This window comes from Streptomyces niveiscabiei (assembly GCF_033794345.1).
GTDB lineage: Bacteria > Actinomycetota > Actinomycetes > Streptomycetales > Streptomycetaceae > Streptomyces > Streptomyces niveiscabiei.
Genome location: NZ_JARAYJ010000032.1, coordinates 82333 through 104546, shown reverse-complemented (window position 1 = coordinate 104546; position 22214 = coordinate 82333). Strand labels below are relative to the sequence as shown.

Here is a 22214-nt window from a genome sequence, read left to right as displayed (position 1 = left end):
AGGGTGAGTGACGTGACCGAGACCCCCTCTTCTTCCGTGGACGTCGTGCTGCCCTGCCTCGACGAGGCCGAGGCCCTGCCCTGGGTGCTGGAGCGGATTCCGCCCCGCTGGCGCGCGATCGTCGTCGACAACGGCTCCACCGACGGTTCCCCGGACATCGCCCGCCGCCTGGGCGCCCACGTCGTCCACGAGCCGCGGCGCGGCTTCGGCGCCGCCTGCCACGCGGGCCTTTCCGCCGCCACCGCCGACACGGTCTGCTTCTGCGACTGCGACGCCTCCCTCGACCCCGCCCTGCTGCCCGCCGTCGCCGGCCCGGTCCTGGACGGCACCGCCGATCTGGTCCTCGGCCGCCGCCGGCCCACCACGCGCGGCGCCTGGCCGGTCCACGCCCGCCTCGCCAACCTGGAGCTGGCCCGCCTCGTCCGCCGCCGCACCCGGCTGCGCCTGCACGACCTGGGCCCGATGCGCGCGGCGCGCCGGGAGGCGCTGCTGGCCCTGGAGCTGACCGACCGGCGCTCCGGCTACCCGCTCCAGATGGTGGTCCGCGCCGCCGACGCCGGCTGGCGGGTGACCGAGACCGACGTCCCCTACCTCCCGCGCACGGGCCGCTCGAAGGTCACCGGCACCTGGCGCGGCACCTGGCAGGCCGTACGCGACATGCGCGGCGTCCTCGCCGAGCCCCCGGCCGCCCGCACCTCGGGAGCCGCCCGGTGAACTCCCCTTCCGCGACCGCGAGTCCGCTCACCCTGCTGGTCATCGCCAAGGAGCCGCTCCCGGGGCGGGTGAAGACCCGCCTCACCCCGCCGTACTCCCCCGAGGAGGCCGCCGCTCTCGCCGAGGCCGCGCTCACCGACACGCTCCACACGATCCTCCGGGTGCCCGCGCGGCGCCGGATCGTCGTCCTCGACGGCGCCCCGGGGCCGTGGCTGCCGCCCGGGTTCGAGGTCGTGCCGCAGGCGCCCGGCGGTCTCGACGAACGCCTCGCCGCCGCGTTCGAGGGCTGCGCGGACGGTCCGGCGCTCCTGGTCGGCATGGACACCCCGCAGCTCACGCCCGGTCTGCTGGCCGGCGTGGGCGGCGCCGGGCACGACGCCTGGTTCGGCCCGGCGGCCGATGGCGGGTTCTGGGCCCTCGGCTTCGCCGACCCCGCCCGCTACGGCGCCCTGATCCGGGGCGTGCCCATGTCCACCGACCGCACCGGCGCCGTCCAGCGCCGCCGGCTCGTGGCGGCGGGCCTGACGGTCGGCGACCTCCCGATGCTGCGCGACGTGGACACCGCCGCCGACGCCGCCTCGGTCGCCGCCGGCTGCCCGTCCCGGTCCCGGTTCGCCACCGCGTTCACCTCGCTCGCGGCGGCCGTCCGATGACCGGCGCCGCGCCCGTGGCCGTCCCCGGGAGAACGGCACCGCGGGACGTCCGGGAGGAGCACGGCCCGGCGAACCCGGCGGCCACCTGGGCGGAGGACCTCTACGGCCACGCCCTGCGCACCGGCCGGGGCCCGCTGTTCCTGCGCCGCCTGCCCCCGCGCCCCGCCGACGCGGCGGACCTGCTGCCGCTGGACGTGGAGCGCTTCTGCGCCCCGCCCGACGCCGCCGACGAAGGCGTACTGCGCCGCTGCGACGGCCCGGTCCTGGACGTCGGCTGCGGCCCGGGGCGCCTGGTGGCCGCCCTCGCCGCCAGGGGCGTACCGGCGCTCGGCGTGGACGTCAGCCCGGCCGCCGTCGCCCGCACCCGCGGGCACGGCGCGAGTGCCCTGCTGCGGTCCGTCTTCGAGCGGCTGCCCCAGGAGGGCGGCTGGGCGACGGCGCTCGTGATGGACGGCAACATCGGCATCGGCGGCGACCCGGCGGCGCTCCTCGCCCGGCTGCGCGCCCTCCTGCGCCCCGGCGGACGCCTGCTGGCCGAGGCCGCCGCGCAGGACGTGGACGAACGCCTCGTGGTCCGGGTCGAGGACGGGGCCGGCCTGTACGGGTCCGCCTTCCCCTGGGCCCGCGTCGGTCCCGGAGCCCTGCTGCGTACGGCCGAGGCCGCCGGGTGGGTCCTCACCGGCCGGTGGACCGCAGCGGGCCGCCCGTTCCTGGAACTGCGCAGCCCCTCCCGGGCCCGCGTGCCGTACGGAGGGCCGGCCCGCCCATGACCGACGCCGCCACCCTGCCCCGGCCGCAGCCGCTGGCCCCGCCCACGCGCAAGGCGCACCTGCGCACCGCCGTGGTCGCGCTCCTGCTCGCGGCGCTGACCGCCGTGGTCGCCGTGACGCTCCAGGCCGGGGACAGCAGGAGCGCCCCCGGCCGGCTGCTGGCCGGATACGCCGTGGCCTGGGCCTTGTTCGCCGCCGCCGTGTGGGCCGTGCGCGCGGTGCCGGTGCGGGCGGCGACCACGCTCGTGGTCATCGGTTCGGCCGCCGTCGCCCTGGCCGGGCTCGCCGCGCAGCCCCGCACCAGCGACGACATGTATCGCTACGCCTGGGACGGCCGTGTCCAGGCCGCCGGGATCTCCCCCTACGCCCATCCGCCCGCCGCGCCCGAACTCGCCCGCCTGCGCGACCCGTGGCTGTTCCCCACCAGGGAGGACTGCGAGGGCTGGGGGCTCACCCGCACCGGCAGCGGTCTGTGCGTCCGCATCAACCGGCCCGCCGTCCCCACGATCTATCCCCCGGTCGCCGAGGGCTGGTACCTCGCCGTGCACACCCTGTCCCCGCCCGGCAGCCGCCACAAGCCGCTCCAGGTCGCGGGGGCGGTCCTGGCCCTCGGTACGACCCTCGCGCTGCTGCGTGTCCTGCGCCGCCGTGGTGATCCGCAGCGGGCTCCGGCCCGGGCCGCGCTGTGGGCCTGGTGTCCGGCGGTCGCCCTGGAGGCGGTGAACAACGCCCACATCGACACGCTCGGCGTCCTGCTCCTCGTGCTCGCGCTGGGCACGGCCACCGCTGGGGTCCGGCGCGGCGCGCTGCTCGGGGCCGCGATCGCCGTGAAACTCCTGCCCGTCCTCGCCCTGCCGGGAGCGCTGTCGGGGGCGCTGTCGGGCCGGCGGGGACCTGCCCGCGTCCTGCGCGTCGCCGGGGCCGCGCTCGCCGCCGTCACCCTGGCCTACGTCCCCTATGTCGTCGCGTCCGGTCCCGACGTGCTGGGCTATCTGCCGGGCTACCTCCACGAGGAGGGGTACCAGCCCGGCGACGTACGCCGCTTCGCGCTGTTCCAGCTCCTGCTGCCGGGCGTCGCCGCGGAGGTGGCCGCGGCCGGTGTGCTCGTCCTGACCGCCCTGTACGTGGTGCGGCGCGGGGACCCGGACCGGCCCTGGCGGGGCGCCCTGCTGGTCACCGGCACCGCGCTGCTCGTCCTGTCCCCCAACTACCCCTGGTACTCCCTGCTGGTGATCGCGCTGGTCGCCCTGGACGGCCGCTGGGAGTGGCTGACCGTCTCCCTGGCCGGCACGGTCCTCTACCTCGCGGGCCCTCTCCTGCCCGGTTTCCCCGTCCAGGCCACGGCCTACGGCGTCGCGGCGGCATCGGTCGCCGCCGGCGCGTGCCTGCGCTTCGGCTCCGGCGGGGTACGCGGGATGCTCCGGAAGCCGTGAGTTGAGGGGTGCCCCGCCGTGTGCCGGGACGATCGGAGGCCGGGGGGATATCTGCGTGCGCACTCCGGACCCGGTGAGGCCCTGTGCGGCCCGGCCTGCTGTGGCGCCTCGACGCGGACGCCTGGCTGTCCAGCAGGGTCTTCAGCGCGGCCTCCTGGTCCTCGATGCCGGGGACGCGGACGGTCTCACCCAGGCGCAGGCCCGCGAGGCCGGCGGCGGCGACATCCTGCGGGGACGTGGCCGAGGGGACGCCGTGGCCATAGCCGTCGTTCCACTCCGTCGCCACGATCCCGGGGCACACGACGAGGGCGCGCACCCCGGTGCCGGTGAGTTCGCCGGCCAAGGTGCGGGTGAAGGCGACGGTGGCCGCCTTCACGGCGGCGTACAGGGTGCGGCGCGGCATGTGCGGGTTGTCCTGGCCGGCGCTGAACGCCAGCAGCGAGGCGACGGTGACGACGGCGCCCTCGCCAGCGGCGAGCATGCCGGGCAGCGCCGCGCGGGCCAGCTGGACGGGGGCGACGGCGTTGAGAGTGAGCAGCCGGTCGGCCTTGTCCGGGGCGACGTCCGCGAGCGAGGCGTAGCTGCCGACTCCGGCGTTGCTGATCAGCAGCCGTACGTCCCCGGCGGCGAGGCGTGCGGTCACCGTGGCGAGGCCGTCGCGGCAGGAGAGGTCGGCGGCGAGGACCTCCGCCTTGGCGACGGCCATACGGACTTCGCCGGCGAGGTCGTCGAGGCGGTTCGTGCGGCGGGCGACCAGACCGAGGGTGTGGTCGGGCGCGAGGAGGCGGGCGAACCCGTGGCCGCCGACGCCCTGGAGCGCGTGATCTGGGCCCTGCGCCGGACCGAGGTCGCGGTGCAGGGGCTGAAAGAACAGCGGCTGCGCCTGCTCGGCATGGCCGTCGCGCACTACCAGTTGCTGGTCCTCGTCTACTCCGAACCCGGCCTGACCGGAGCGGAGGCGGCCCGCCGCCTCAACGTCACCCCCAGGCCGTGGCCTCCCTCGCCGCCCGCCTGGAGAGCCGCGACCAGATCGAGCACCGCGCCCACCCCCGCCACCGCCACGTCCAGGAACTCCACCTCACGAACACCGGCCGCCCGGCACTGCGCGCGGCCGAGGCCGAGATCACCGCCGTCGAACAGCGGGTCACCACCGCGCTCGGTCCGGACGGATCCGCACGGCTCCGGACCCTCCTCGACCAGGTGACGGACACGGTCACCGGGCTCTGAGGGGCCCGCCTGCACGACCCCGGCAGCGCCGGACAGGCGGACGCGGGGGGTCACCTCAGCTGTCGGCGGACCTGTTTCACCTCGCCGTCGACGGCCCAAGCGTCGGCGACCGGTCCGAGGTGGCCGAGCTTGTCGGGGTTGATCACGGAACGAATGGTCTGGATCTGCCCGTCGAGCACGTCGAGGGCGAGGGCGTGCAGGACCTTGCCGTCCCGGTCGCGGAAGATCGCGCCGGGCTGGCCGTTGACCTCGTGCGCCTCGAACGTCACATCGATCCGCGCCAGCAGCGGGACGACGGACGCCAGCAGCTTGGCCACGTTCCCGGCGCCGGTCACGGCCCTGGCCAGCTGTGGCGCCTTGCCGCCGCCGTCCCCGGCGAACTGCACGTCGGCGGCCAGCAGATCCCGCAGGCCGTCGACGTCGCCCTCGCGCAGGGCGTCGAAGAACCGCGTCGCCAGTTCCTGCCGCTGCCGGCGGTCCGCTTCGAACCTCGGCCGCCCGGCCTCCATGTGCCGCCGCGCCCGTACCAGCAACTGCCGGCACGCCTCCTGCGAACGCCCCACCGCCGAGGCGATGTCGTCGAACCCGAAGCCGAACACCTCCCGCAGCACGAACACCGACCGCTCCAGCGGGCTCAGCCGCTCCAGCAGCAGCAACGCCGCCATCGACACCGAGTCGGCCAGCTCGGCCGAACGCGACGGATCCTGGTACGGATCGCTCAGCAGCGGCTCGGGGAACCACGGGCCCACGTACGCCTCCCGGCGCACCCGCGCGGAGCGCAGCACGTCGATCGAGATCCGCGTCACCGTGGCGGACAGGAACGCCTTGAGCGACGTGGGGACGGTCGTCGAGCCGTCGAAGCGCAGCCATGTCTCCTGCACCGCGTCCTCGGCCTCGCTCACGCTGCCCAGAATCCGGTAGGCGATCGAGAACAACAGGGGCCGCAGCTCCTCGAACTCCTCGGCCTTGTCCATTCAGCGTCCCCCTCGAAGCTTTCCTGTACGGCACATTCTGCTGATCCTTCTGCAGGGCTGTACGACATCCCGTGCCCGGGGCCTGCCCCAGCGCCCCGGGCGGGTCGTCGACCGCCGTTCAGTGGAACTGCCCGACCTCGTAGTCGCCGGCCGGCTGCCGGGCGATGATGTTCAGCCTGTTCGCCGTGTTCATGAAGCCCACCAGGACCACCAGGGCGGTGAGCTGCTCCTCGTCGTAGTGCTTCGCGGCACGTGCCCAGACCTCGTCACTGACCCCGCCGGCGGCGTCCGCGACCCGGGTCCCCTCTTCCGCCAGCTCCAGCGCGGCACGCTCGGCCTCGGTGAAGACGGTCGCCTCCCGCCACGCAGCGACCAGATGCAGCCGCACCGGCGTCTCGCCCGCCGCCGCGGCGTCTTTGGTGTGCATGTCGATGCACATGGCGCAGCCGTTGATCTGGCTCACGCGCAGGGCCACGAGTTCCTGCGTCGCGGCCGGCAGCGGCGACTCCTTGAGTACCTTGCCCGCCGACATGAGGTGCTTGAGGGCCTTGGCCGCGGTCGGGCTGGCGAAGTAGTTCAATCGCGCTTCCATCGTGTTCTCCTCGCTCGTCGGTGACTACACCCCCTGGGACGAGACAGCCCGGCCCCCTGTGACACGGGCCCATGTGATCCACGTCTCCCCGACCCCGGGCCCGCGTGCGAGACTGCGCGGATGACAGAAGTGGCCTTCACGAGCGTCGCCCCCGTCGTCCCCGTCCGTGATCTCGACGCCGCTCTGGAGCGATACCGTCGCCTGGGCTTCGCGGCGCACGCCTACGAGGGTCCGGATCGTTACGGCTTCGTCGAGCGGGGGTCGGTATCGATGCACCTCACCGAGTGGGCCGAGCACGATCCCGCCCGTACCGGTGCCGTGGTCTACCTCTACGTGAGCGACGCCGACGCGGTCCATGCCGAGTGGCGGAACTCCGGTGTCGAGGGCCGTTTCGGCGAGCCTGAGGACACGCCGTACGGGCTCCGGGAATTCACGTACGTCGACGCCGACGGAACGGCTCACCGCGTGGGGTCACCGCGGTCGGCCTGACGGGTGCCGGCCCGGCGCCCTCGACGGCTTCGCGGCGGGTACCGCGCCGATCGCCGTCGTCCTGGGCGGCCGGAGTCAGTGGGTACCGGGCTCGGTCCGGGTGAGTGTGCCCGCGATGAGGGTTGTCAGCGTCTCCTCCAGGGTGGTGGTGAAGTCCATGCGCAGGGCGGCGAGTGAGGGGTCGGCCTCGTAGGCGGTGAGCATGGCGGCGGACGGCCGGGCGTGGGTCCACACCGCGCCGCTCACCATGACGGCCTGGGCGCAGAACCGGTCGGCGTGGTCGCCGAGTTCGGGCAGGTGGCGGCGGGCGAGCGCGGAGAGGGCGGCGACGTTGTCGAGGGCCGCTCGTTTATAGCGGGCGGCCACGTCCGGGGAGACGTTGTGCTCCAGGACGCCCGCCTGGGCGCTGAGCAGGTCGCACAGCACCCGGTGGTGCGCGAGGGAGTGCGCCAGGACGGCGGCGAACTCCTCACCGCGCCGGATCAGCGGGGCGCCGGGGGTGACGGAGGCGGCGAACTGGTCGGGAAGGGTTGCCGTCCACTGTCGCCAGTCGCGGTCCAGCAGTTCCAGCAGGACGGCTTCGCGTGACTCGAAGTAGCGCAGCACGTTGGACTTCGCCAGGCCCACGCGCCGGCTCAGCTCGTTCAGGCTGAGCGCGCCCACGGGCATCTCGTCGAGCATGGCCGCCGCGGTGTCGAGGATCGCCCGCCGCCGGATCTCCCGCTGTTCCTCGCTGCGCGCCCGCTGGAAGGTCGTCATGCCCCCATGTTACAGACTGCCGGTCTTTTGACATCAGACCGATGGTCTCTTACTCTCAACGCAAGAGACCGGCGGTCTCCTGGAGGGGGATCGCCGGCTGCGCTCCCCTGTCCGCGAGAGAGGTCCACCGTCATGAGCGTTTCCAGCGTCGCCCTGGTCACCGGTGCCACCACCGGCATCGGCAAGGAGACCGGCCTCGCGCTGGCCCGCGCGGGCCACGCCGTCGTCGTCTCCGGCCGCCGCGAGGAGGCGGGCGAAGCCGTCGCCCGCGAGATCCGCGACAACGGCGGGCGAGCCGCCTTCGTCGCCGCCGACGTCGACTCCGAAGAGTCCGTCGCCGCGCTCGTCGCGGCCACCGTCGAGCGCTTCGGCCGGCTCGATGTCGCCGTCAACAACGCCGGGATCTCCCTCGACGCCGGCCGCATGGCCGACGAGCCCACCAGCCGCTTCCGGCAGATGCTCACCACGAACGTGCTCGGCGTCTTCTGGGGCATGAAGTACCAGATCCAGCAGATGCTGGCCCAGGACACCCCCGGCGGCTCCATCGTCAACCTGGCCTCGATCGCGGGCCTGGGCGGCATGCGCTACGCGGCCAACTACTCCGCCACCAAGCACGCCGTGGTCGGCCTCACCAAGTCCGCCGCACTGGAGTACGCCACCGACGGCATCCGCATCAACGGCGTCGCCCCCGCCGCGATCAAAACCGACATCCTCAACACCGCGATCGAGGCCGGCACCTGGGACGAGGCCGGCATCGCCGCCCTCCAGCCGCTCAACCGCATGGGCCGCCCCACCGAGGTCGCCGAAGCCATCACCTGGCTCGCCTCTCCGGCCGCGTCCTTCGTCACCGGAACCATCCTGAACGTCGACGGCGGCTACAAGGCGCGGTGACGGCCCTGCGGCAGCGCGTTGTGCGCGGCCCCGCCGCACGCGCGCCTTCCGGCGTCGGTACGTTGACCCGAGAGAGCGAGAACAGGGGGACGACGAGGATGCAGCCGGAGGTTTCCGAGGCGTACCGGAGTGCCGTCGACCGCTTGACCGGACCGGATATCCGTGAACACCGCCCTGCGTTGCGGGAGTTGGAGGAACTGGCCCAGGCGCGTCCCGCGCAGCGGCAAGCCGTGGCCGACGCCGTCTGCGCCTATCTGCGGACTCCGGTCGTACGAGCCGCTGAACAGGCCGCGGCAGCCGCCGCGCTCGCCGACCTGACACGCCGTCCGACCACCGACGACGCCGACCGCGACGACCATGGCGTCTGCCTCGACATCGACCTGACCGGCGCCGTACTGCCGGACGTCGGCTTCGGCGGCTGCCGTTTCGGCCGGGCCCGTTTCACGGACGCCCACTTCCGCGGCGTATCCGTGTTCGACGGCGCCCGTTTCGCCGGGGAGGCGCTGTTCGAGAGGGCGGTCTTCGAGGGCGATGCGCGCTTCGCGGGGGTCCGGTTCGGCGGCGCGGCCGTCTTCGGGCGTACCCGGTTCCGGGCGGGTGCCGATTTCTCGGGTGCCGTCTTCCAGGGGCTCGCCTGGTTCGGCCGGGGCGAGGAGACGCTTCCCGAGGACGAGGAGGCGTGGGAGGAGGCCGAGCGATGGCGTCCCGTCGTCTGGGACGAACTCAACGAGGACGACCCGCTCTGGCCTGTGGCCGTACCGGAGGAGGACTACCAGAGCTGGGAGGAGGGCGGCGACGGGGCCCGTTTCCACGGCCGGGTGTCGTTCGCGTACGCCCGGTTCGAGGCAGCCGCCTGGTTCTGGAAGGCCCGCTTCGGCGGTGAGGCGGTGTTCCACGCGTCCGTCTTCGGTGGCCGGGTCCACCTCGTGCAGCCCGCGGCCGACCTCACCGCCGCCAGGCTCTCCGACACGGCACGCGGCGAGGACCAGGTCTGGCCCCTCGACTGGACCACGGTCGGCGACGGGGGCAGCCTGGTCCCCGACGAGTCCGTCGCGCCGTACCACCGCCAGCTCGCCGACCCCGGGACCCGCCTCACCGGACTCCGCCTTCTCGGCGAACTCGGGGACGCGAAGCCCGAGTTGAGGCAGCGCGTAGCGGACACCGTGTGCGCGTACCTGCGGACGCCGCTGCCCTTCGACCTCCGCACGCCCACCCCGTCCCAGTCCGCCGACGTCCGGACACGGCAAGAGGCCCAGCGCCTCCTGACCGGCCGTACGCGCCCCTCCCCCGGCCGCCCGTTCTGGGAGGACCTCCACCTGCACCTCTCCGGAGCCACACTGATCGACTTCGACGCGCGTGCGTGCCGTCTGGCGTACGGGGACTTCACCGGTACGCAGTTCCACGGGCGCACGACCTTCGCGGGCGCGGCGTTCGGCCACGTGTCGTTCACCCTGCCGCACACGCGCGACGGGCGCGCCTCCTTCCACGGCCCCGCCGACTTCTCCGACGCCCTCCTCCCCCACGGCCCCCTGCACCACTGCCTCTTCCACGCGGACAGTGCCGTACGAGCGACCGGCACCGCCCAGGACCTGGTCCGGACTCTCCTGGCAGCCAGAGCCGCCCCGGCCCCCGCCGACCTCACCGCCGCGTTCCGCGCGGCCCTGCTGGCGGCCGGCTCGCAGACCCCGGACAACCTCGCCGCCGCCCGGCACCTGGAGTACGGCACGGTGCCCGGCCCCTCGTACGCGCCCGAGCGGGAGAGGTCCGGGCTGAAGCTCACCGGCACCGACATCCTCGTCTCCGACCTGGCGTGGCGCATCGAGAACCTCCCCATCCCGCCCTCCGTCACCGAAGCCCTCCCCGGCCTCACCTCCGAACAGTGGTCCGCCGCGACCCGCGTCATCACCCTCCTCCTGTCCGCACTGGAAACGGACTGACCTGCGGACGGCAGGCGACACCGGGCTCATGACGTGTCGTCTCGTGACGGTGCACGGCCGACCGATCGGGCCTGTGCGCCGGTGTTCTGGAGGCGGACCGGCCCCGGGCCCTGGCGGCCGAGCGTGTCGTCGGGATTGAGCAGCAGGCACGCCTTCATGGACAGGCATCCGCATCCGATGCACCCGGTGAGTTCGTGTTCCAGGGCCTCGATCGCCCGGCGGCGCTCTTCCAACTGCCGTTTCCACGCGAGCGAGACGCGTCGCCAGTCCTCGTGGGCGGGGGCGCAGTCGGCGGGGAGTGTGGCGAAGACCACGGCGACGTCGCGGAGCGGGATGCCGAGACGGCGGGCCACGATGATCAAGGAGATGCGGCGCAGCATGTGGCGGGGGTAGAGCCGCTGGTTGGCGGCGCCCCGTGCGGAGAGGATCAGGCCCTTGCGCTCGTAGAAGTGCAGCGCGGAGGCGGATACGCCGGTCCGGCGGATGACGTCGCCGATGGGGAGGTGGTCCTCGGGACCGTGTTGTCACGTCGGCACTCAGGCCGCCCGCTGCCGGGCGCGGTGGCCGTGGACGAGCACCGCGACCACGGCCGACAGGACGAGGCACAGCAGGCCGATGCCCAGTTGGGTGACGTGCCATGACCAGGTGAGGGCGGCCAGCTCGGCGTCCCGGTGAGCGTCGGTGAGCCGTCCGGCGCCGACGGCCGCGGCCCGGCCGCCGTCCCCCAGGCGATGGCCGAGGAGACCGAGCAGGGCGGCCCCGAACCCGGCGATCACCACGGCCTCGGCGGCCCCGCGCAACGTGTTGAGGAAACCCGCCGCCGTGCCCACGGATCCGGCGGGCACGAGGGCCATCGCCTGTCCGTCGGCGATGCCGAAGGACACGCCCATGCCGATGCCGATCAGCAAGAGCGGGCCCGCAGCGACCAGGACCGTGCCGTCGGGTCCGAGCGCTGTCAGCGAGAGGTTTCCCGCAGTGACCAGGAGGAGGGCCGGCACGATCAACAGGCGTGCCGGGGCACCCTTGTTGACGAGCGCGACCGCAGCGAGGGGCGCGGCCAGGACAGGAGCGGTCAGGAACAGCATCGCCGCGCCCGCCGCCGCGGGGGTGAGGCCGGCGGCCGTCTGGAGATACGTCGGCAGGAAGACCAGTACGCCCAGGAATCCGGCCGAGGTCGTCAGGGTGGCCAGACTCCAGCCCAGGAAGCCGCGGTTCGCGAGGAGGGCCGGGTCCAGGAGAGGGGAGGCGCCGCGGCGCTGTACGGCGGTGAAGACGGCGAGCGCGCCGAGCCCGCCGACTGCCGCGGCGAGGACCCCGGGGTGGGTCCAGCCCAGCGCGGGGGCCTCCAGCAGCGCGGCCATCAGGAGGGTGAGCGCGGCCACGAACAGGACGCTGCCCAGCCGGTCGGCGCGGCCCGTGACGGAGCGGGACTCGCGGGTCCGGGTCGCACCCAGGGCCACCAGCAGGCCCACAGCGGTGAACACGGCGAAGCTTCCCCGCCACCCGGTCGCGGAGATCAGCAGGCCGGACAGGGTGGGTCCGACGGCGATGCCGGCCCCGGCCATGGTGCCCATGAGCGCGAACGCCCGGTTGCGGGCCGCCCCCGCGTAGGCGGAGGCGAGGACCGCTCCCCCGGCGGCCATGATCCCGGCGGCGCCCGCGCCGGAGACGACGCGCGCGGCGTCGGTGACCACGATCGACGGGCTCGCGGCGGTCGCGAGGAATCCGCCGGAGAAGACCAGCGCCGAGGCGATGAACGTCCGGCGGTGTCCCACCCGGTCGGCGGTCGCACCGGCGAGGAGCGTCATCGCCGCGAACGCCAGGTTGTAGCCGGCCACGACCCAGTTCAGGGCCGAGCCGGAGGTGTCCAGCTCACGGCCGATGGCCGGCAGGGCCACCGCTGTCCCGGAGATCGACATGGCCACGAGGGCCACGCCGGCCAGGACCACCGGAAGAGTCAGGGCCGACGGCCGTGATCCGGTTTCGGGCGTGCCTGTTTCGGCTGCTGCGGCTTCCACGTCGACTGCTCGCTCTCCTCGGCGGACGGGGTGGCGAGCAGCCCACCAGCTCAACCACGGTTGAGGGCAAACGGCCTGGCTGACCGCGGTACTTGGGACCCGTTGCCGTGTTGCAGGCCGTTAGCCTGTCGGTATGTCGGAGCGTGTCATGCCCGGTCGCACGGACGGCCTGATCCCCCTGGCTGCCGCGGACGCGCTGTGGGTCCGTTTGACGGCCGCCAGTGCCGTGCCGACGGCTTCTGGGGCGTTCACTCATGCCCGGGTGGGGTACGTCCTGCTCGGCAGCCGGGTGGTGGCGACGGTGGGGGCGAGTGCCGGTCCGTGGAGCGTTCGGGAGGACGAGGTGCGGCGGGCGGCAGCGGAACTGGACGCGGTCGAGATGGATCGGCGGGACCTGGTCCGTGTCGGTCCGTTTCGTGAGGCGCCGGGGCGGGAGTGCGACGAGGGGACGCCGCTGCGTTGGCGTCAGCGCATCTCGGGGGAACTGGGCGGCCCCGAGCGGGCTGAGCGACGTGACGTCCACCTGGCGGGGATCGACTGGCGCCAGATGCTCGTGGAGCGGACCCGCGCCGGGACGCAGCGCACGTGGTGGTTGCCGCGCGCTGTGGTGAGGCTGCTGGACGCGGCCGAGCACGCCGAAACGCAGTGGGTACGAGCCGCGCGGACCCGCCAGGCAGGCGCGGCCGTCACCGAGGCCCGAGAAGACGCCGACGGTCGGCGGGCGACGGGCCCCAGCACCTCACCGCGCCCGTACGACAAGGAACTGGAAGGCCAGCTGTACTCGGTGCTCAGCAGGAAGCCCGGCACCTCCCGCAAGGTGGCGCAGTGGGCGTGCGCCGTCTGCCGTACCGCGCCCGCCACCGTCCTCGACCACTGCCACGAACACGGCTACGTCCGCGCCCCCGTCTGCCAGTCCTGCAACACGCAGGAACGCCCCGACCACCTGTACAGCAACGACATCCGCGTGGCGAACCGCTACACACGTCTCTTCGACACCGACGCAGGCGACTGGCTCCGGCACTGGCACCGCTGCCCCGGCTGCCGCGCACGCACCACCCTGCCCCTGCCGCACCTCGCCGCGTGGACCGCCCACATAGCCTGCCGGTCGCTGCGCCCGACCCACCGCGCCCCTCGCGGGCGCAAGCCCTGCGGTGTCCTGCGCGTGTCCTGGACGGGCAGTCAGAACGCGCCCCGTTCCTGCCTGCTCACTGTCTCCGTCGACTTCTGTCCGTCGGGCGAGCACCGTGTCCTGGCGCGAGTCCCCTACCGCGAAGCCTCCGACCGGTTCCGTGCCTGGCTGGCCGAGACGGCCCCTGCCGTGGCCGCCGCAGCTGGTCCCGACCGCTTGGACGGCCTCCCTGCCCAGTCCCGGCCGGTCGTCGCGGACACCAACGGCGGGGACCTGGAACTGTTTTGAGCGGACGTCCGGAGAGAACTGGCCGCGGGGCGGTAGCTGCCGGAGCCGCTCTCCGATAGCGTACCGACCAGGCGGTACGACGGGGCGTGCCCCACGCGCCGTCGTGTGCTCGATGAACAGCGACACTTCATCCACCACAGGACGGCAAACCCCGCATGACGCAGAACACGGACCACGACAGCCTGGCCTTCGCACGCCAGACCTGGAGAATTCTCGAGCCCTACCACGGGGCCGTCTACTTCTCGCCCGAATCCGCAGCCCAGTACGCCGAGTTGGGCGTGGACGCCAGGACGGGCTACTTCGCGTCCCGCTCCGCCGCGCTCGGCGCCGCTCCGGCGGAGCTGGTCATCGCCACGTTCTACAACTTCAATCCCCACCTGGTACGCCGCGCCATACCCGCGGCATGGGAAGCCGCCACGCCGCAGCAGTTCACCGCCGCCCGGCTCGCCGGGATCGACGCCACGCTCCGCCGCATCCTCGGCGCGGACATCTCCTCACCGGCGCTGGCCCGCGCGGCGGAACTGGCCCGTACCGCCGCTGAAGCGACCCTGCGCCATCCACAAGGCCGCCCCCTCTTCGCCGCGCACGCCGCGCTGCCGTGGCCGGACGCCCCCCACCTCGTGCTCTGGCACGCGCAGACCCTGCTGCGGGAGTTCCGTGGCGACGGCCACGTGGCAGCGCTGCTGGCCGGCGGACTGAGCGGGCTCGACGCCCTCGTCACACACGCCGCCACCGGCGACCTCAGCGCGGCGACGCTGCGCGACTCGCGGGCCTGGACGCCGGAGCAGTGGGAACAGGCCGTCCAGGACCTGCGCGAGCGCGGCTGGCTCGACGACGGCCCCGACCTGGCCCTGACCGAGGACGGCACGCGGCGCAGGGCGGAGATCGAGCACACCACCGACAAGCTGGCCGCCCTCCCCTACGTCACGCTCGGCCCTGCCGCCTGCGCCGAACTCCGTTCCCTGGTCCGGCCGTTCAGCCTTGCGCTGGCCAAGGAACTTCTGCCGTGGGCGGTCGCCCGGCTCAGCGAAGAGAGCGCATGAAGGAGCTGCCGCATGGACAAGCGTGACCGCGGTCCTCAAGCCGTTTCGAGGAAGGGGTAGTCGGTGTACCCCACGGCGCCGGGCCCGTAGAACAGTTCCGGTCGCGGCTCGTTCTGCGGGTGGCCGCCCCGCCGGCGCTCGACCAGGTCGGGGTCGGCAATGAGGGACCGGCCGACGACCACGGCGTCGGCGTGCACCGCCTCGAACACCCGCTGCCAGCCGGCCGCCTGCTCGTCGGTGGCGATGCCCGGCTCACCGACGTACCCCTGCGACGCGTGCCCGGACCCGGGTTATCGGCGCCAGGACGATGCCGGGTCGACATCGGTGAGCACGGTCGGTGCGATGAACAGGTCGTCGCGGTCGTACCGGCCTCCCACCGCCGCCCGGCCGGAGTCCAGCAGAGCGGTGAGCCGGTCGAAGTGCCGCTCGTTGATGATCCGGCCGAAGTCGGCCGAGGTCTGCGGGCTGGTGCCGAACTGAGCCTCGATCGCCGCACGCAGGGCGGGAACCAGCGCGGCGGCGGTGGCGGGATCGGCCAGCACGTAGTCCGGGGCCACGCACTGCTGCCCCGCGTTGCCGAACTTGGCGCCGACCAGCCGCTTCGCGGTCTCGTCCACGTCGGCGTCGGGCGCCACGAAGACCGGCGACTTGCCGCCGAGTTCCAGCGTGACCGGGGTGAGGTGCTTGGCTGCCGCAGCCATGACGATCCGGCCCACCGTGCCGTTGCCGGTGTAGAAGATGTGGTCGAAGCGCTGCGCCAGGAGGGCCGTCGTCTCCGCGGCTCCCCCTTCGACGACGGTGAGTACATCGGCGTCGAAGTACTGCCGCAGGAGGCGTGACGCCACTGCCGAGGTGTGCACCGAGATCTCGCTCGGCTTGGCCACCACGATGTTTCCGGCGGCCAGCGCGCCGATGATGGGGTCGATGAGGATGTGCAGCGGGAAGTTCCACGGGGCGATCACCAGGACGACCCCGAGCGGGTCGTACGTGGTGTCGGCCGTGGCCGTAGAACCGAAGTGGGCGGTGTACTCCGTTCCTAATGCGAACCACGCGCCGGCTGCCTGCCAGCCGGGCACGGCCTCCAGCGTGCTGGACGATCCGGTATTCACCCAGGTCACGGCTCTATGCACCTCCGCTGTGCCTACCACTGGCTGGTGCAGGCTGATGTGCGTCCGACCGGGGATACTCGGAGGCATGGACGAACACCCCGAACCGGTGTACGAGCCCGCCGGCGGCGCTCTGGACCCGCGTGCCGAGCTCAGCGAGTTCCTGCGCACCCGGCGGGCCCGGCTGAAGCCGCAGGACGTGGGCCTGCCGGACTTCGGGCGCCACCGGCGGGTGCCGGGGCTGCGCCGTGAGGAGCTGGCGCAGCTGGCCGGGGCGTCGGTGGGGTACTACACGCGCCTGGAGCAGGGCAACGGGCAGTACGTGTCGGCGGAGGTCCTCGACGCCATCGCCCGCGCCCTCAGGCTGAGCGACGCCGAGCGCGCCCACCTCACGCACCTGGCGAAGCCGAAACAGAAGAAGCCGCCGGCCGGGCGCATCCAGCACGTACGGGGCCCTCTGCGGACGCTGCTGGACACGATGGAAGGCGGCCCGGCGGTCCTCGTGGGGCGGCGCTCGGACATCCTCGCCTGGAACCGGATGGCCGCGGCGGTCTTCGGCGACTGGGCCGAGTTGCCCGAGCACGAGCGGAACTGGGCCCGGCTGGTGTTCCTCAGGCCCGAGTACCGCGACCTGTTCGCGGACTGGGATCACAAGGCGAACGACGTCGTCTCCCAGCTGCGCATGGACGCCGGCTCCCATCCCGACGACCCCCGGCTGTCCGCGCTGGTGGACGAACTCTCCGTTAAGAGCGAGGAGTTCAGGCGGCTGTGGGCCGCCCACGACGTCAAGGACAAGTGCCACGGCGTCCAGCGCCTGCGCCACCCGCTCGTCGGCGAGCTCGAACTCCGCCTCGAGTCGTTCCACCTGGCCGACGACCACGAACAGACCCTGGCGACGTACCACGCCGAACCCGGTTCCCCGTCCGCCGAGGCACTCCGGCTGCTGGCCAGCTGGGGCACCGACGCGACAACGACGGGAGCAGGGCTGCCGCCGTCACGGACGGCTTGAGCAAGTCGATCACTGGTGGTCGGCTGTCAGCCACGCCCAGCGTTCGTTTTCGAGGGCCAGTCGGCGGCCGGGGCACGGACGGCGGCGACTCCGGCGCCCTCCATATCCACACGGTGGACAACACCGAGACGGTTCCGTGGATCGTCATGCGTTCAGCCTCGGCCCGTGGCACGACGGCAGCCAATGCCCCGGGCGACAGAAGGACAGCCAGTACCAGGTACAACGGCTGTCCCACGGACACAATGGGCGAGCAACCTTTGGTGGGGCGTTGAACCACCTGCCCGCCCCATGCATCGCATCCTGTCCACGGAGGTCCAAGTGCTCGACATGGCCGAGGAGTTGAACCACCGGCTGGAGGAGGGGCGGGAGTTCGTCCTGGCCGGCGTCGTCGGCGTCAGCGGTGGGGCAGGGGCCGCGCTTGCCGTCGACGGCGAGGGCATCGCGATCGGGTCGGTCTCCGGCGGTTGCGTGGAAGGAGTCGTCCAGGACCTGTGCGCGCAAGCGCTCGATGACGGCGGGACCGTGGTCGAGTGGTTCGGCTACCACGACGAGGACGCCTCCGCCGTCGGTCTCACCTGTGGCGGGGTCATCGACGTCCTGGTCAGGGCGGTGTTCCGGTCAGCCCTGGCCGACGCCCTTCGGGGCGAACCGGTAGCCCTCGCCCGGGTGATCCGCGGTCCGCCAAACTCCTGGGCAAGAGCCTGCACTTACGCCCCCACGGCACCAACGAAGGAGCGTACGGAGGCGACCGCGCCACCCTGGACCGGACCGTGGCCGCCCAGGCGCGTGCCTTGCTGGAAGCCAGCCGTACCGGCACGGTCGAGATCTCCGCGAGCGAAGCGAGATGGAGGCTCTTCGGGACGGAGTCCTGGGGAGGATCCCACCGGCCCGACGGCCTCACCCTGCTCGGCGCGGTGAACACGCCTTCGCCCCGCGTGATCGACTTCGCTGCGGCACTGGTCCGGGCAGCACATTCCTCGGCTATCACGTCACTGTGTACGACGCCCGCACCTCCTTCGCCACCCGGGATCGCACTGCGCGAAGCCGGTCTGGGTGAACGGGAGTTGGCCCGGCTCTGCTCACCCATCGGGGCTCGCCCCGGGGTCCCGTACCCCCGACGTGTCCACCCTGTCCATCACCGCCGAGTTCATCGCCGCCCGGCACGGCATCCCCCTCACCGGCACCCAGACGCCCCACCACCGCGCCGGGGCGGGAGTCGACTGAAGGCCGAGCCCCATCTCCACGAGCGACTGCACCACCGCGTGCCCGCGCCCCAACCATCCGTCCCCCACGAGGGAGTGGACATGTCCACCGAAGTTCCCGCCCCATCTCCATCAGCCGAATCCGCCTCGGCGCCGACCCGGCGTACCTTCATCGCGGCGACCACTGTGGCCGGCGGTCTGATCACCGCGCCGCCCGCGACCGCCGCCGCCGAGGCGCCGCCGGGCAGCCGGGTCTCCCTGACGGTCAACGGCGTCCGGCGGACCGTCACCGTCGACAACCGCACCTCGCTGCTGGACCTGCTGCGCGAGCACCTGGACCTCACCGGCAGCAAGAAGGGCTGCAATGCCGGTGCCTGCGGGGCCTGCACCGTCCTGGTCAACGGACGCCGGGTCAATTCCTGTCTGACGCTGGCCGTGCGGCTGGAGGGCGCCGAGGTCACCACGGTCGAGGGCCTGGCCGACGGCGACGAACTCCACCCCCTGCAACAGGCGTTCATCGACCAGGACGCCTACCAGTGCGGCTACTGCACCTCCGGCCAGATCGTGTCCGGTACCGCGTGCATCCAAGAAGGACATGCCGGCTCCACGGACGAGATCCGGGAGTGGATGAGCGGCAACCTGTGCCGCTGCGGCTGCTACGTCAAGATCGTGCGCGCGGTCGAGCAGACCGCCGCGCGCGGGAAGTGAGGCCCCGGTGTACCCCTTCGCCTACAGCAAAGCGTCCACGACCCGCGAGGCACTCGACGCGGGCACGCGGGGCGGCCGGTACATCGCCGGCGGCACGACCCTGGTCGACCTGATGCGCGAGACCGTCGAACGCCCCGGGACGCTGGTCGACATCAGCGCCCTGCCGCTGCGCGAGGTGACGGCCACCGGACGCGGCGGGCTGCGGATCGGCGCCCTGGTGCGGATGGCCGAGGCCGCCGCGCACCCCACGGTCCGCGCCCTGTTCCCCGTCGTCTCCCAGGCACTGGAGCTGAGCGCCTCGCCCCAACTGCGGAACATGGCCACGATCGGCGGCAACCTCATGCAGCGCACCCGCTGTGCGTACTTCCGCGACGTGTCCGCGGCCTGCAACAAGCGCGAGCCGGGCTCCGGCTGCGCGGCCCGCGAGGGCGTCAACCGTACCCACGCGATCCTGGGCACGTCCGAGGCCTGCGTGGCCACGCACCCTTCCGACGCCGCCGTGGCCTTCGCGGCACTGGAGGCGAGCGTGCACCTGCTGGGCCCGGACGGCGCACGCACCGTCCCGCTCGCCGCCTTCCTCCTGAAGCCCGGCAGCACACCGCACCGCGAACAGGCCCTGCACGAGGGCGAGTTGATCACCGCCGTGGAGATCCCCGCCCTGCCGCGCCCCCTCAGGTCCGGCTACCTGAAGGTCCGTGACCGGCAGTCCTACGAGTTCGCCCTCACCTCCGCCGCCGTCGCCCTCCACATCCGCGGCGGCGTGATCCGCACGGCGAAGGTCGCCGCAGGCGGCGTGGGCACCGTCCCCTGGAAGCTCCCCGCCGTCGAACGCCGCCTCGTCGGCGAGCGGCCCTCGAAGGCCCTGTGGGCAGAGGCGGCCGGACACGCGGCGGACGGAGCCCACCCTCTCCAGCACAACGGTTTCAAGGTCGAGTTGCTCAAGCGCACCGTCGAACGCCAGCTGCGCACCGTAGGAGGCACCAAGTGAGCCAGCCCCAGGCAGCCGTCGGCGCGTCCGTCGCCCGGGTCGACGCACGGCTGAGGGTCACCGGCAGAGCGAAGTACGCCGCCGACAACAGCCCCCACGGGGTCGTGCACGCGGTCATCGTCAACAGCACCGTCAGCCTCGGCCGCATCACCGGTATCGACGCCCGCGCCGCCGAAGCCCAGAGCGGCGTTGTGAAGGTGCTCAGCCACCTCAACGCGCCCAAGCTTCCGCCCCCGCAAGGGGGTGGATTCCCACCGGGTGAGCCGCTGCGGGCTTTCCAGGACGACCGGGTCCGCTTCTTCGGACAGCCCGTCGCCGTCGTGGTGGCGGCCACCCTGGAGGTCGCCCAGCACGCCGCGAGCCTGGTGAAAGTCACCTACGACGCCCGGCCCTCCACGACCGACATGGCCGTCGCCGACTCCGAGAACGAGCCCGAGACCTATGCGCGCGGCGACGCGGCCAAGGCCCTGGAGACCGCCGACGTCACGCTGGACCTGACCTACAAGACGGCCCGCAACCACCACAACGCGATGGAGGCATTCGGCACCGTCGCCCGCTGGGACGGGGACCGGCTCACCCTCTGGGAGAAGACCCAGTGGGTGTTCGGCACCGTGAACGCCATGGCCGCCGAGTTCGGCATGGCACCGGACAAGGTCCGTGTCATCGCCCCGCTCGTCGGCGGCGGCTTCGGCAGCGCCGGGCATACCTGGGTGCACTCCGTCATCGCGGCCATGGCCGCCCGCGAGGTGAAGCGCCCTGTGAAACTCGCGCTCACCCGCAAGCAGACGTACGCCGGTGTGGGCTACCGGCCCGCCTACGAGTACGCGCTGCGCCTCGGCAGCGACCGGCGGGGCCGCCTCACCGCGTCGGCGCACGACGTCCGCGGCGAGACCTCCCGCTACGAGAATTACAGCGAACTCGTTCTCGTCCCCGGCCGGATGCTCTACAGCACGCCCAACGTCCGCCAGGTGTACGCGACCGTGCCGCTGGACGTGAGCACCTCGTATTTCATGCGCGGCCCCGGGTACACCAACGGAGCCTTCGTCATGGAGACGGCGATGGACGAACTCGCCCACAATCTGGGCATCGACCCGATCGAACTGCGGCTGCGCAACGAACCCTCCGACGACGAGTCCACCAACCTGCCGTTCTCCACCCGCCGCCTGCGCGACTGCTACCGCGTCGGCGCCCGCGAGTTCGGCTGGCACCGCCGCAACCCTAAGCCCCGCTCGACGCGCGACGGCGACTGGCTCATCGGCATGGGCATGGCCGCCGACGTCTACGACACCCAGCGCGGCGAGGCCCAGGTCTCGGTCCGGCTCGACGCCGACGGCACCGCCCTGCTCCAGTCCGCCACCAGCGACATGGGCCCCGGCACCGCCACCTCCATGACCCAGGTCGCCGCCGACGCCCTCGGCCTGCCCATGCGCAAGGTCACCTTCCGCCTCGGCGACTCCCTCATGCCCCCGACCACCTTCCACGCCGGCTCCCGCACCATGGCCAGCGTCGGCTCCGCCGTCCAGGACGGCTGCGACAGACTGCGGGGCCGGGCCATCGCGCTCGCGGTCGGGGACGAAGCATCACCGCTGCACCGGGCAGATCCCGCCGACGTCGTGGTACGCGGCGGCCGGCTGTACGCCAAGGACGACCCCGCGCGCGGGGAGACCTACCGGCAGTTGCTGGACCGCCACCACCTCACCCACCTCGAAACGCTCGGCTCCTACGCCGGCGCGCCGCAGACAGAGAGGTACTCCCTGTACGCCTACGCCGCGACCTTCGCGGAGGTCGCGGTCGACGCGCGGCTCGGGCTGGTCCGGGTGCGGCGCATGGTCGGCGTGTACGACGCGGCCCGGATCATCAGCCCGAGACTCGCCGACAGCCAGGCCATCGGCGCCATGGTCGGCGGCATCGGCCAGGCCCTCCTGGAACACACCGTCACCGACCACCGCGACGGCCGCATCGTCAACGCCAACCTCGCCGACTACCTCGTACCCGTCCACGCCGACACCCCCACCGACCTCAAGGCCGTCTACATCGACGGGGAGGACTACAAAGCCGACCCCATCGGCGTCAAAGGACTCGGCGAGATCGTCATCGTCGGCGTGGCCCCCGCCATCGCCAACGCCGTCTTCAACGCCACCGGCCGCCGCATCCGCGAACTGCCCATCACACCGGAGGCGTTGCTCTGAGCGTCGGCCGCCGTGCGGCAACTCCGCTCCCCCAGCGCCGGAATCGTCAACCGCCCGTGCCTGGAGGATGTCCTCCACACGGTCCTTGGCGTCCC

General features: G+C 73.0%; 20 protein-coding genes and 3 pseudogenes. 15 read left to right on the top strand and 8 right to left on the bottom strand.

What is annotated here, in order from left to right:
* Window positions 1-12 precede the first annotated feature (12 nt).
* The 4 genes from PV682_RS33390 to PV682_RS33375 are packed head-to-tail and all read left to right on the top strand — an operon-like array spanning window position 13 to window position 3570.
* Window positions 13-714 (top strand): glycosyltransferase family 2 protein, encoded by a 702-nt coding sequence (locus PV682_RS33390; RefSeq protein WP_319735507.1) that lies wholly within the window; start codon window positions 13-15, stop codon window positions 712-714.
* On the top strand, window positions 711-1367 hold the full coding sequence (locus PV682_RS33385; RefSeq protein ID WP_319735506.1) for a TIGR04282 family arsenosugar biosynthesis glycosyltransferase: 657 nt from the start codon (window positions 711-713) through the stop codon (window positions 1365-1367). The genes PV682_RS33390 and PV682_RS33385 overlap by 4 nt, the downstream gene beginning before the upstream one ends.
* Window positions 1364-2137, top strand: a complete 774-nt coding sequence (locus PV682_RS33380; protein ID WP_319735505.1) for a class I SAM-dependent methyltransferase — start codon at window positions 1364-1366, stop codon at window positions 2135-2137. The genes PV682_RS33385 and PV682_RS33380 overlap by 4 nt, the downstream gene beginning before the upstream one ends.
* The gene (locus PV682_RS33375) at window positions 2134-3570 is read left to right on the top strand and encodes a glycosyltransferase 87 family protein (RefSeq protein ID WP_319735504.1); all 1437 of its coding nucleotides are present in this window, start codon (window positions 2134-2136) and stop codon (window positions 3568-3570) included. The genes PV682_RS33380 and PV682_RS33375 overlap by 4 nt, the downstream gene beginning before the upstream one ends.
* A 316-nt stretch (window positions 3571-3886) precedes the next feature.
* Here the strand turns inward: PV682_RS33375 and PV682_RS33370 are convergent.
* Window positions 3887-4477, bottom strand: a pseudogene (locus PV682_RS33370) (SDR family NAD(P)-dependent oxidoreductase); the annotation flags it as partial.
* Window positions 4478-4560: 83 nt separating this feature from the next.
* Between PV682_RS33370 and PV682_RS33365 the strand changes: the two are divergent.
* On the top strand, window positions 4561-4797 hold the full coding sequence (locus PV682_RS33365) for a hypothetical protein (protein ID WP_319735503.1): 237 nt from the start codon (window positions 4561-4563) through the stop codon (window positions 4795-4797).
* Between the two features lie 50 nt (window positions 4798-4847).
* On the opposite strand, the gene PV682_RS33360 is transcribed toward PV682_RS33365, so the two are convergent.
* Window positions 4848-5771, bottom strand: coding sequence for an RNA polymerase sigma-70 factor (locus PV682_RS33360; RefSeq protein ID WP_319735502.1), 924 nt, complete (start codon window positions 5769-5771; stop codon window positions 4848-4850).
* 118 nt (window positions 5772-5889) lie between these two features.
* A complete protein-coding gene (locus PV682_RS33355; protein WP_319735501.1) occupies window positions 5890-6363 on the bottom strand; it encodes a carboxymuconolactone decarboxylase family protein in 474 nt (157 codons plus the stop codon).
* Window positions 6364-6483: 120 nt separating this feature from the next.
* Between PV682_RS33355 and PV682_RS33350 the strand changes: the two genes are divergently transcribed.
* Window positions 6484-6852, top strand: a complete 369-nt coding sequence (locus PV682_RS33350; protein WP_319735500.1) for a bleomycin resistance protein — start codon at window positions 6484-6486, stop codon at window positions 6850-6852.
* A gap of 75 nt (window positions 6853-6927) precedes the next feature.
* On the opposite strand, the gene PV682_RS33345 is transcribed toward PV682_RS33350, so the two are convergent.
* Window positions 6928-7611, bottom strand: a complete 684-nt coding sequence (locus PV682_RS33345) for a TetR/AcrR family transcriptional regulator (protein ID WP_319735499.1) — start codon at window positions 7609-7611, stop codon at window positions 6928-6930.
* 132 nt (window positions 7612-7743) lie between these two features.
* On the opposite strand from PV682_RS33345, the gene PV682_RS33340 reads away from it, so the two are divergent.
* Together PV682_RS33340 and PV682_RS33335 are read left to right on the top strand one after the other, a co-directional pair.
* Entirely contained in the window at window positions 7744-8502 is a 759-nt protein-coding gene (locus tag PV682_RS33340) for an SDR family NAD(P)-dependent oxidoreductase (RefSeq protein WP_319735498.1), read from the top strand.
* Window positions 8503-8645: 143 nt separating this feature from the next.
* Window positions 8646-10439 carry a pentapeptide repeat-containing protein gene (locus PV682_RS33335; RefSeq protein WP_319735497.1) on the top strand — a complete coding sequence of 598 codons (1794 nt, stop codon included), beginning with the start codon at window positions 8646-8648 and terminating at the stop codon, window positions 10437-10439.
* 26 nt (window positions 10440-10465) lie between these two features.
* Here PV682_RS33335 and soxR read toward each other — a convergent pair whose 3' ends face one another.
* Together soxR and PV682_RS33325 are read right to left on the bottom strand one after the other, a co-directional pair.
* A complete protein-coding gene (gene soxR, locus PV682_RS33330) occupies window positions 10466-10936 on the bottom strand; it encodes a redox-sensitive transcriptional activator SoxR (protein ID WP_319735519.1) in 471 nt (156 codons plus the stop codon).
* A 39-nt stretch (window positions 10937-10975) separates the two neighbouring features.
* Window positions 10976-12457 carry an MFS transporter gene (locus tag PV682_RS33325; protein ID WP_319735496.1) on the bottom strand — a complete coding sequence of 494 codons (1482 nt, stop codon included), beginning with the start codon at window positions 12455-12457 and terminating at the stop codon, window positions 10976-10978.
* Between the two features lie 133 nt (window positions 12458-12590).
* On the opposite strand from PV682_RS33325, the gene PV682_RS33320 reads away from it, so the two are divergent.
* Window positions 12591-13874: an endonuclease domain-containing protein gene (locus tag PV682_RS33320; RefSeq protein WP_319735495.1), complete on the top strand. Its 1284-nt coding sequence runs from the start codon at window positions 12591-12593 to the stop codon at window positions 13872-13874.
* Window positions 13875-14029: 155 nt separating this feature from the next.
* Window positions 14030-14917, top strand: a complete 888-nt coding sequence (locus PV682_RS33315) for an SCO6745 family protein (RefSeq protein ID WP_319735494.1) — start codon at window positions 14030-14032, stop codon at window positions 14915-14917.
* 35 nt (window positions 14918-14952) lie between these two features.
* On the opposite strand, the gene PV682_RS33310 is transcribed toward PV682_RS33315, so the two are convergent.
* Window positions 14953-15114: a hypothetical protein gene (locus PV682_RS33310; RefSeq protein ID WP_407705781.1), complete on the bottom strand. Its 162-nt coding sequence runs from the start codon at window positions 15112-15114 to the stop codon at window positions 14953-14955.
* Window positions 15115-15222: 108 nt separating this feature from the next.
* Window positions 15223-15948: pseudogene (locus PV682_RS33305) on the bottom strand (aldehyde dehydrogenase family protein); the annotation flags it as partial.
* A gap of 163 nt (window positions 15949-16111) precedes the next feature.
* Between PV682_RS33305 and PV682_RS33300 the strand changes: the two are divergent.
* The 5 genes and pseudogenes from PV682_RS33300 to PV682_RS33280 all read left to right on the top strand — a co-directional run bounded on the left by PV682_RS33300 (window position 16112) and on the right by PV682_RS33280 (window position 22119).
* Window positions 16112-17032 carry a helix-turn-helix transcriptional regulator gene (locus PV682_RS33300; RefSeq protein WP_319735493.1) on the top strand — a complete coding sequence of 307 codons (921 nt, stop codon included), beginning with the start codon at window positions 16112-16114 and terminating at the stop codon, window positions 17030-17032.
* A gap of 318 nt (window positions 17033-17350) precedes the next feature.
* Window positions 17351-18256 (top strand): annotated as a pseudogene (locus PV682_RS33295) (XdhC family protein).
* An 80-nt stretch (window positions 18257-18336) separates the two neighbouring features.
* A complete protein-coding gene (locus PV682_RS33290; RefSeq protein WP_319735492.1) occupies window positions 18337-18942 on the top strand; it encodes a (2Fe-2S)-binding protein in 606 nt (201 codons plus the stop codon).
* A 7-nt stretch (window positions 18943-18949) separates the two neighbouring features.
* Window positions 18950-19930 carry an FAD binding domain-containing protein gene (locus PV682_RS33285; protein WP_319735491.1) on the top strand — a complete coding sequence of 327 codons (981 nt, stop codon included), beginning with the start codon at window positions 18950-18952 and terminating at the stop codon, window positions 19928-19930.
* Window positions 19927-22119 (top strand): xanthine dehydrogenase family protein molybdopterin-binding subunit, encoded by a 2193-nt coding sequence (locus PV682_RS33280; RefSeq protein WP_319735490.1) that lies wholly within the window; start codon window positions 19927-19929, stop codon window positions 22117-22119. The genes PV682_RS33285 and PV682_RS33280 overlap by 4 nt, the downstream gene beginning before the upstream one ends.
* Window positions 22120-22214 lie beyond the last annotated feature (95 nt).